Source organism: Bradyrhizobium sp. (genome assembly GCF_050014615.1).
Taxonomy (GTDB): domain Bacteria; phylum Pseudomonadota; class Alphaproteobacteria; order Rhizobiales; family Xanthobacteraceae; genus Bradyrhizobium.
Genome location: NZ_JBEKCZ010000042.1, coordinates 21,063 through 30,525 on the forward strand (window position 1 = coordinate 21,063; position 9,463 = coordinate 30,525).

The window sequence follows — 9,463 nt, forward strand, 5'->3', positions numbered from 1 at the left end:
ATCGCACATCATGAAACTCGAAACGACAACAGCCGACTTCAGCGACGAGCAAAAGCGCTATCTTGAAGGTTTCATGTCCGGCCTGCAGGTGGGGCGCGTCGGTCTTGCCAGCGGCGGCGCCTCGTCCAGCAAAGCCGCGGCGGAACCGGTGGGCCCGGATGCCGCCGGCCTCAAGGCCCAGGACAAGGTGCTGGCGTCCGGCAAAAAACTCGTCGACCAGGAAAAGTTCAAACGCGAAGAGCATCCGTTCGATGCCTATCCGCGGCTGAAGCAGCAAGCGCTCGACAACGCGCCGCCGTCGCCGGCGGATAATTTTCGCTGGCGCTATTACGGCCTGTTTTACGTCGCACCGGCGCAGGATTCCTATATGTGCCGGCTGCGCATGCCAAACGGCATCCTCACGCATTGGCAGCTGGCCGGGATGGCCGATCTGGCCGAGCGCTATTGCGGGCCGTTTTGCCATGTCACCACCCGCGCCAATCTGCAGGTGCGTGAAATTCCGCCGAAACACACCGTCGCGTTGATCGAGGGCATCCAGGACCTTGGCCTGTGTTCGCGCGGTTCCGGCGCCGACAATATTCGCAACGTCACGGGCACGCCGACGGCGGGGATCGACCCGCAGGAACTGATCGATACCCGGGTCTACGCCCGCGAGTGGCATTACCACATTCTCAACGACCGCTCGCTGACGGGATTGCCGCGCAAATTCAACGTCGCCTTCGACGGTGCGGGCAAGATCGCGGTGCTTGAAGACACCAACGACATTGCCTTCGCCGCGGTCGAAGTGAAGGACGGTTTCGGTGTCGAGCCCGGTGTCTGGTTTCGTTTGGGGATTGGCGGCATTACCGGCCACAGGGATTTTGCCAAAGACACCGGCATCGTCGTCAAGCCGGCGGACGCCACCAAAGTGGCCGACGCTATTGTGCGGGTGTTCATCGATCTCGGCGATCGCACCAACCGGCTCAAGGCGCGGCTGAAATATGTCATCGACGGCATGGGAATGGATAAATTCCTGGTTCTGGTCGAGCAGAAACTCGGCCATGCCTTTACCCGCGTGCCGGCGGAAGCCGTCGCGCCGCGACCGATGTTCGACCGCATGGCACATATCGGCGTGCACAAGCAGAAGCAGGCCGACCTCAACTGGATCGGCGTTTCGCTGCCGCTTGGCAAGCTGACTTGCGAGCAGATGCGTGGCTTGGCAAAAATCGCCAGCGATCTTGGTGACGGCGAAATTCGCCTGACGGTGTGGCAAAACCTGTTGATACCGGGCGTGCGTGACGACAATGTCGGACTTGCGATTGCCGCCATTGAGGCGATTGGACTGGCGGTCAAGGCGTCGCAAATCCGTGCCGGGCTGATTGCCTGCACCGGCAATGCCGGCTGCAAGTTCGCGGCTTCCGACACCAAGCGCCACGGCGCCGAGATCGGGGACTGGTGCGAGCCGCGGGTCGAAATCGACACGCCGCTGAATATTCATCTGACCGGCTGTCACCATTCCTGCGCGCAGCATTACATCAGCGATATCGGTTTGATCGCCGCCAAGGTCCCGGTTGGCGAGGAGGACGACACCGTCGAGGGCTATCATTTGTTCGCGGGCGGCGGGTTTGGTCCCAATGCCGATGTCGGGCAGGAAGTTTACCACGACCTCAAGGCGGAAGACGCACCCAAGACCGTCGAGAAGCTGCTGAAAGCCTATCTGTCGCATCGTGCGTCATCCGATGAAACATTCCTGACATTTGCGCGCCGCCATGATGGCGAGACGTTGCGCAAGCTTGCGGATGCAGAGATCTCCACATGAACCAGATGACACCCCCGCCCCGAATCGAAATCATTCCATCGAGCGCGCCGTTCTCCGAAGCGCAGCGCACCTGGCTGAACGGTTTCTTTGCCGGACTGCTGTCGACGGATGGGGCTGAACCCCTGTCGGCGGCGCAGGGCACCGCCGTGCTTCAAGGGCCAAGCGGCGATGGCGACGACGGCGAGGCGCCCTGGCACGATCAGACCATGCCGATTGCCGATCGCATGAAGCTCGCGGAGGGCCGCCCATTGCGCCGGCGCATGATGGCAGCGATGGCGCAGCAGGACTGCGGCCAGTGCGGCTATAACTGCAACGACTATTCCGACGCGATCGCGACCAAGGCGGAGGCGCGTCTCAATCTCTGTGTTCCCGGCGGCAAGGAAACCGCCCGGATGCTGAAAACGCTGAACGAGGAGCTGGAGAAGGCGCCGGCGGCCTCGCCTGGTTCCGCCGCCGCGCCGGCTGTGGCGATGCCCGCGATCACGGCGGAGCCGGGTCGTTCCCGCGACAATCCGGTGCCGGCGACCTTCGTGTCGCGCCGGCTATTGAACAAGACCGGATCCGAAAAGGAAACCTGGCACATCGATTTCGACCTCAGCGGCTGCGGCCTCGACTATGTGGTCGGGGATTCCTTCGGTATTTTCGCCCGCAATGATCTTGGCCATGTCGATCAGATCATCGCTTTGCTCGGCGCTTTGCATACCACCCCGATACGCGGCAAGACGCTGCGCGAGGTATTGACCGACGATGTGTCGCTGGCACCTGCGCCGGATTCCCTGTTCGAGCTGCTCTCGTTCATTACCGGCGGGGCACAGCGCGAGAAGGCGCGGGCGCTGGCGCAAGGCGAAGATCCCGATGGCGACGCCGCCACCCTCGACGTGATGGCGGCGCTGCAAAAATTCTCCGGCGTGCGTCCACATCCCGAAGCCTTCGTCGAAGCGCTGGAGTCACTGCAGCCGCGGCTCTATTCGATCTCGTCGTCGCACAATGCCACGCCGGGCAAGCTGTCGCTGACGGTGGACTGCGTGCGTTACGTCATCGGCAAGCGCAAGCGGCTTGGACTGGCTTCGACATTCCTCGCCGAACGTATCCAGCCCGGCGATCCGGTAAAGGTCTATGTGCAGAAGGCCCATGGCTTCGCGCTGCCGCAGGATCCGAAGATACCGATCATCATGATCGGGCCCGGCACCGGCATCGCGCCGTTCCGCGCGTTCCTGCTCGACCGCAAGGCGACCGGCGCGCCGGGCAAGAACTGGCTGTTCTTCGGCCATCAGCGCAGCAGCAGCGATTTCTTCTACGCCGACGAACTCAACGCCCTGAAAACTTCGGGCCTGCTGACACGGTTGTCGCTGGCATGGTCGCGCGACGGCGACAAGAAATTCTACGTGCAGGACCGCATGCGCGAGGTCGGCCGCGAGGTGTGGACCTGGCTCGCCGAGGGCGCCAACATCTATATCTGCGGCGACGCCAAGCGGATGGCCAAGGATGTCGAACGGGCGCTGGTCGACATTGTCGCCCAGCATGGCGCGCGTTCGACTGACGAGGCCGTCAGCTTTGTCGGGGAACTCAAAAAGAAGGGCCGGTTCCAGCAGGACGTTTATTAACGGCAGAACCGGTTCCAATCAGAGACAAATTCGAACGAATAAAATTCTAGCCTGAATCCGCCGCAGAGAATTTTTCCCTGCGAAGGGAGTCTGGCAGAGCATTCGTATCGCTATTTTCTCGGTCGCCTTGCATCCAGCCGCGAACGATACTCCATTGTGGTTCATGCTGCGTTGGAGATCGACCATGCGCGAATTATCGGCGGAAGCCCGTCTGCACCTGTACGCGCGTTCGCTGTCCCGGCGAACCGGAACAGGATTTCATGCGGCCGCGCTCTATGGCGCTTTCGCGGTGATTGCGGCCGTGGTGTTCGGAACGCTCTCGGTTCATCCGTTTTGATACCAGATGACGGTTCGGTCGTTGGGAGCCTAAGCCTGCTGTAGCCCTGGTTCGACAGCTTGTGCCGCTTGGACTGCCTTCTGGTCTCTCACCACCGCGGTTCCCGCCAACCGGTCGTAGACCGGGTCCGTCTTGCGGGCGACCTGGATAATCAGCAGCACGCTCCAAATCGCGGCAACCAAGCCGGAATAAATGAACCACTGAAAGAAATGGTCGGTAAACATCGCGTCGGCGCTGCCGTCGGTGATCGCGCGTTGATAGAGCAACAGGGCCATTGCGGGCACGAAACCAATGATCATCGCCAGATAGCGGCTGATGACCTTGAGGATCGGCACGCCTGAACTCTGGACGTCCGCTGTGTCGACGATCCTTATGCGAACGATTCGAGCGCCGACGGTTCTACCTTTCTTCCAGATCATCCAAACGAGGTAGACAACGAAAGCCGAGGCGACGATCCAGTCCAGCGAGAAACCATCGATTGGGTTTCCCGCCTGGTCGAGCATGTAACCCTGGGTGACGGTCTTGGTCGTTGAACCCTCGCGCGTCGTGCGCCCCACCGTCAGAGTGACGCCTGTCGCCGCTCCAAACAACGAGACATGGCAAACCGTTGCGAAATTTGCATCATGTGGCGGCGGCGGGCTCAGTGATTGCGGGATCGTCTTGGCGACCTCGCAGCTGTTGAAGAATAAGCCGCCGTGCATTTGGACCATTCCCGATGTCGTTGCGAAAAGCACGACCGCCAGAACCTGAAAGGGAACTGCAACGACAATCCAATCGATGAGCGTCGCTGCCCATCGTCGCCAAAATCCCGCCCTCGGAAGCTTCGCTATTTCTTCGAGGTGGGCACCATCGGTGTTCATCTGATCGATCCAATCGGGCTGCAAGCACGGACGAACACAACCGATAGATGACAGATCCTCCGTGGGCAAGGATACGGGGTCAGGCGCCCGCCAATACCCTGTGGAAGATCAACCCCGTGGTCTAACTCCGCTTGAACGGTGCCACTTCAATACCGGCATCCTTCAGCGCCTGCCGCACGCCACGCGCGATATCGACCGCGCCCGGCGTATCACCGTGAATGCATACGGTGTCGGTACGCATTTTGATGATTTTGCCGGTGACGGATATGACGGCGCCATCCTGGATCATCCGCACCACGCGCTCGGCGATCTGTTTTGGATCATGCAACACCGAACCGGGTTTCTTGCGCGACACCAGCGTGCCGTCGTCCTCATAGGCGCGGTCGGCGAACACCTCGTGGGCCAACGCCAGATTGGCGGCTTCGCCGGCCTGCACCAGTTTGGTATTAGCCAGCACAACAAAGATAAGACTGGGGTCGACCGCCCTGATGGCGGAAGCAATCGCGCGCGCGGTGGTATCTTCCTCGCAGGCCACATTCGACAATGCGCCATGCGCCTTGACATGGGTAACCTTGTAGCCCGCCGCGGTCGCGATCGCCTGAAGCGCGCCGATCTGATAGGCGACGAGGTTTTCGATCTCAGAGGCCTTCATGCCGTAAAACGGCCGACGGCCAAATCCATGGATGTCGCGGTAACCCGGGTGAGCGCCGACGCTGACGCCGCGTGCCTTCGCGAGTTCCACGGTCTTGCGCATGGTGTCGTAGTCCCCGCCATGAAACCCGCAGGCAACATTCACCGACGTGGCGACGTCGATCATGGCGGCGTCGTTACCCATTTCCCAGGCGCCAAAGCTTTCACCGAGGTCGCTGTTCAGATCGACTGTTTTCATGTTTTTGTCCGCTTGTTGGTTGTTCGAAACTAGTCCTGCGTCAGTGCATCGACAGGCGATGAAACCTGCCATGTTCCGGCATCGACGGCGCTGACGGCAGCCCCGGCGACGTTGGCATCCTGCAGCGCCTCGATGTTGAGATCAAAATTATCGATGGCGTGGAGGCGGTCGGGCAGGGTGCGCAGCAGCTCGGCGAATTTGCGCACCTCTGCCTGTGCCTCAGCGATGCCGATCGCCTTGAAACGAAAGCCGGTTCCGGCGGAAATCTGCGCGAACCGTCCGAGATCGGCCGAGATCACGGTCGCGATCTTGGGATAGCCGCCACTGGTGCCGCGGTCCGGCACCAGGACAATGGGCGCGCCGTTGCCGGGTACCTGAATGCTGCCGTTTACGGTGCCATCGGAGACGATGTTGTGGCCGTACAGATGTTTGATCACCGGGCCTTCGAGCCGGTACCCCATGCGGTCGCTGGTCGCCGATATCTTCCACTCGCTGTCCAGAAACAGATTTTTCTGGTCATCGGCGAATTCGTCATCCTGCGGACCCATCACGACGCGGATCGGCGCCTGGACCGGGGGCGGAAGATCGATCCGGCGCTCGGCCGCACCGCCGGCAGCCGCCACCTGTAATTCATCGCCGGCCTGCAGCGGGCGCGGGTAGGGGCTGCCGAGCCCGGCGCGGGCATTCACGGCCATGCTTCCGAACATCGGCTCGCCCGCGATACCGCCTTCGATCGCGAGATAACTGAAAGAGCCGCCGCGGGTAAAACCAAGCTTCAGGGTTTCGCCGTCCGACAGCGTCACGGATGTATCCGACGCGACCGCGCGTCCGGCGACGTCGGCGTTGCGCGACGCGCCCGCGAGCGCGACGCGAATCGCGCCCTCGCGCGCCGTGAACGCGGCGCCGAATGGGCCGATTTCGATCGCGGCGGCGAACAGGGCGTTTCCGACCAGGCAATTGGCGGCGGCAAGCCCAAGCCGGTCCATCGCACCGCTCGGCGTGAGACCATAACGCTGGGCGCCGAAGCGTCCGCCGTCCTGTACCGAACTCGAAGGACCGATGGCTGAAATGACGAGTTTGCTCATGAGGCCATCAATTCGGCGACAAGCTCGCCGCGTTCCGCGGCGCGATCCTGTTCCGCGAAGGTCTTGGCGTCCACCGCGCAGAACTTCACGCGGTCGCCGGGTTCCAGCAGGAAGATCGGATCGCGGTGCAACTGGTAGGTTCGCACGGCAGTCTGTCCCAGCAGATGCCAGCCGCTCGGACCGGCCAGGCATTGCACACCGGTCTGCACGCCACCGATCGAAATCGTGCCGGCCGGCGTTAACAGCCGCGGATTGTGCCGCCGCGGCAAGTGCAGCGAATCCTGCAGGCCGCTGAGATAGGACCATCCCGGGGTAAAACCGATCATGGCGACGCGATAGTCGCCGGCGATATGCCGCGCCACGATGTCGTCGGTCGTGGTGTTCAGTGTCTTGGCGACATCCTCCAGATCAATGCCGTATTCACCGCCATAGACCACGGGAATGCACCAGCGCCGGGTTTTTGTCGATGCCGGAACCGGCAGTTGCGCCAGAACGGCAAGCTTTTCGCTCAGCGCCGCAAAATCGATCAGCAGGGGATCGTAGTGTACCAGCAGCGACCGATAGGTCGGCACCGTCTCGGTGACGCCGGTAACGGGCTCGCGTGCCAGGGTGCGATCGAGCGCCAGCACCCGCTGGTTGGCGGCGTCATCGATCGTGCGGCTGAATTCCACCGTGATGGCGCTGTCGCCGCTCAGCAAAAGGCGGGGTGGGGCGAGTGTCGCGGCCATGGTCTCACAAATCTTCGATCTGTGTCATGCTGTAGCGCGTTTTGCGGCGAAGTGGAATTCGGTTCGTGCAAATGAGCCAGCAAGTTCAATAAATTAATCCGCATATCGGTGATAAGCTGTGATGATGGCGATCAGCCAGGCAGCGTCCCATTCCCAGCGCCCTCGACGCCACTTGACGCGCCGCTCGCGCCCCGCAAGATGCGCCCGCCCAACACACCCGCACCGGAGTTGCCTGTTCGATGTCCCTGACCCCCGAAGCGATCGCGACGCTTTCCCGCGTATCCACCGCCACCATCACCACGGTTCTCCTCAAAAAGGGCCTACGAAACGTCTGGATGCGGGGCTCGCGTCCACTGCGCCCCGGTCAGAAGCGGCTGGTCGGGCCGGCCTTTACCCTGCGTTTCGTGCCGGCGCGGGAGGATCTGGCGACACCGGAATCCTGGTCATCGCCGATTTCGACCCGGACCGCGATCGAAGCGATGCCGGACGGCTGCATCGCCGTGGTCGATGCCATGGGCATCACCGACGCCGGCATCTTCGGCGATATTCTGTGCGCCCGCATGGTCAAGCGCGGGGTTGCGGCCCTGGTGACCGATGGCGTGGTGCGCGATCTCGAAGGCGTGCTCGGCACCGGGTTGCCGGTGTGGTGTGACGGCTACGCCGCGCCGCCCTCGGTGGCCGGGCTGACATTCGTCGGCTGGGGTGAACCGATCGGTTGTGGTGGCGTCGCGATCTTCCCGGACGACATCATCGTCGCCGATCAGGACGGTGCCGTGGTGATCCCTAAAGCGTTTCTCGATCTCATTCTGGCCGAAGGCGCGGAGCAGGAGCGCATGGAAGCCTGGATCGTCGACCAGGTGAACGGCGGCGCCGTGCTGCCGGGCCTCTATCCGATGAATGCCGAGACCAAGGCGCGCTACGCGGCATCAAAGAAATAAACAGGACCAATCGCGTCCACAAAAAAGGAGATACGCCATGCAGATCCATCTCGCCGGTTCACGGCCGACACGTCGCGCGCCGGCAGAACATTTCACCGGGACGGTCTGGCAGGACCCCATCATCGCGGCCGAGGCGCCGGCGCGGATCGTCGCGGCGCGCGTCACCTTCGAACCGGGCGCGCGCACCAATTGGCATTCGCATCCGCTTGGCCAGACGCTGTATGTCCTCTCGGGCATTGGCCGGTTTCAGACCAAGGGCGAGCCGGTACGCGAAATCCGGCCGGGTGACGTCGTCTGGATTCCGCCGGGCGAAAAACATTGGCATGGCGGTTCGCCAACCAGTGGCATGACCCACATCGCGATGCAGGAATCGCTGGACGGAAATTATTCGAACTGGGTCGAGCCGGTGACCGATGCGGAATATACCGCAAAAGTCGGCGGATAAGCGTCTCGCACCGGTCAGATACGCTGCGCCGTCCAGGTGCCCGAGCACATCACGCCGTGCCAGGTACCCGACCCTGATGTAGCGGTGAGGTGGCCGGAGCCGACAGCCCGTTTAATTCCGCTGCTCAGGGTCACGCTGATCGCACCCGCATCCGCGACGCGTCCTGACGCCACGAACATGGCATTGCCAGACGCGACCTGGCCATTGTTGATCCCGATCGGGACGGTGGTCCCGTTCGGGCAAGCGCCGTTGGACGAGGCGATCTGAACATTCCATGCGCCGTCGAACGTCGCGGCCGCAGCCGGCGTGGCGATCGATATTCCCAGACAAACCAAAACACGGATGGCGAGACCAGTCTTGCGAAGGTGTTTCATGACATTCCCCTCTGTTTCGACGCGATCAAGATCGCATACCGGCTTGCCGGGGACTGTGATGGTTGTCACATTGGAGCATGATCCGGAAAAGTGGAAACCGGTTTTCCCTCGCGACAAACGCCAGAGGCGTTTGCGCGGAGATCATGCTCAAACAAGAAGGTGGACGACGAGCATGATTCAACTCAGTTGAATCATGCTCTAGTGGCGGGTGAGAATTCCAGCGCGAACGCCTGAGATAAGGTGCACGCCAAGGCGCGCCACGCGTTCAATCGAGGTCGCAGCGGCCGTCAGTTCAGACGGCTCCAGGTCTGGCCGCCGCAGAACATGCCGCCAAAGGCGCAGCCCTGGACGCGCAGGCTATCGGGGCCTTTCAACGCGATCGTGGAATCATAGGTGCTGCCGGTG

General features: G+C 62.1%; 11 protein-coding genes. 5 read left to right on the forward strand and 6 right to left on the reverse strand.

The window, feature by feature from the left end; all coding sequences use genetic code 11:
* Positions 1–10 precede the first annotated feature (10 nt).
* The 3 genes from ABR948_RS09530 to ABR948_RS09540 all read left to right on the forward strand — a co-directional run bounded on the left by ABR948_RS09530 (position 11) and on the right by ABR948_RS09540 (position 3,739).
* Positions 11–1,798 (forward strand): NirA family protein, encoded by a 1,788-nt coding sequence (locus tag ABR948_RS09530; protein ID WP_428116347.1) that lies wholly within the window; start codon positions 11–13, stop codon positions 1,796–1,798.
* Entirely contained in the window at positions 1,795–3,402 is a 1,608-nt protein-coding gene (locus ABR948_RS09535; RefSeq protein WP_428116349.1) for a sulfite reductase subunit alpha, read from the forward strand. Before ABR948_RS09530 ends, ABR948_RS09535 begins: the two co-directional genes overlap by 4 nt.
* A gap of 184 nt (positions 3,403–3,586) precedes the next feature.
* Positions 3,587–3,739 carry a hypothetical protein gene (locus ABR948_RS09540; RefSeq protein ID WP_428116352.1) on the forward strand — a complete coding sequence of 51 codons (153 nt, stop codon included), beginning with the start codon at positions 3,587–3,589 and terminating at the stop codon, positions 3,737–3,739.
* Between the two features lie 29 nt (positions 3,740–3,768).
* On the opposite strand, the gene ABR948_RS09545 is transcribed toward ABR948_RS09540, so the two are convergent.
* The 4 genes from ABR948_RS09545 to pxpB all read right to left on the reverse strand — a co-directional run bounded on the left by ABR948_RS09545 (position 3,769) and on the right by pxpB (position 7,301).
* Entirely contained in the window at positions 3,769–4,599 is an 831-nt protein-coding gene (locus tag ABR948_RS09545; protein ID WP_428116355.1) for an RDD family protein, read from the reverse strand.
* A 121-nt stretch (positions 4,600–4,720) separates the two neighbouring features.
* Positions 4,721–5,488, reverse strand: coding sequence for a LamB/YcsF family protein (locus ABR948_RS09550; RefSeq protein WP_428116358.1), 768 nt, complete (start codon positions 5,486–5,488; stop codon positions 4,721–4,723).
* A 29-nt stretch (positions 5,489–5,517) separates the two neighbouring features.
* Positions 5,518–6,573 (reverse strand): 5-oxoprolinase subunit C family protein, encoded by a 1,056-nt coding sequence (locus tag ABR948_RS09555; RefSeq protein ID WP_428116360.1) that lies wholly within the window; start codon positions 6,571–6,573, stop codon positions 5,518–5,520.
* Positions 6,570–7,301 carry a 5-oxoprolinase subunit PxpB gene (gene pxpB / locus ABR948_RS09560; protein ID WP_428116363.1) on the reverse strand — a complete coding sequence of 244 codons (732 nt, stop codon included), beginning with the start codon at positions 7,299–7,301 and terminating at the stop codon, positions 6,570–6,572. Before pxpB ends, ABR948_RS09555 begins: the two co-directional genes overlap by 4 nt.
* A gap of 239 nt (positions 7,302–7,540) precedes the next feature.
* On the opposite strand from pxpB, the gene ABR948_RS09565 reads away from it, so the two are divergent.
* Both ABR948_RS09565 and ABR948_RS09570 read left to right on the forward strand, forming a co-directional pair.
* Complete coding sequence (locus ABR948_RS09565) at positions 7,541–8,239, forward strand: ribonuclease activity regulator RraA (protein WP_428116366.1); 699 nt, start codon at positions 7,541–7,543, stop codon at positions 8,237–8,239.
* Between the two features lie 37 nt (positions 8,240–8,276).
* Entirely contained in the window at positions 8,277–8,684 is a 408-nt protein-coding gene (locus ABR948_RS09570; protein WP_428116369.1) for a (R)-mandelonitrile lyase, read from the forward strand.
* Between the two features lie 14 nt (positions 8,685–8,698).
* Here ABR948_RS09570 and ABR948_RS09575 read toward each other — a convergent pair whose 3' ends face one another.
* Both ABR948_RS09575 and ABR948_RS09580 read right to left on the reverse strand, forming a co-directional pair.
* Positions 8,699–9,058, reverse strand: coding sequence for a hypothetical protein (locus ABR948_RS09575; protein ID WP_428116372.1), 360 nt, complete (start codon positions 9,056–9,058; stop codon positions 8,699–8,701).
* 287 nt (positions 9,059–9,345) lie between these two features.
* A partial coding sequence (locus ABR948_RS09580; RefSeq protein WP_428116376.1) for a DUF2147 domain-containing protein occupies positions 9,346–9,463 on the reverse strand: 118 nt, incomplete at its 5' end.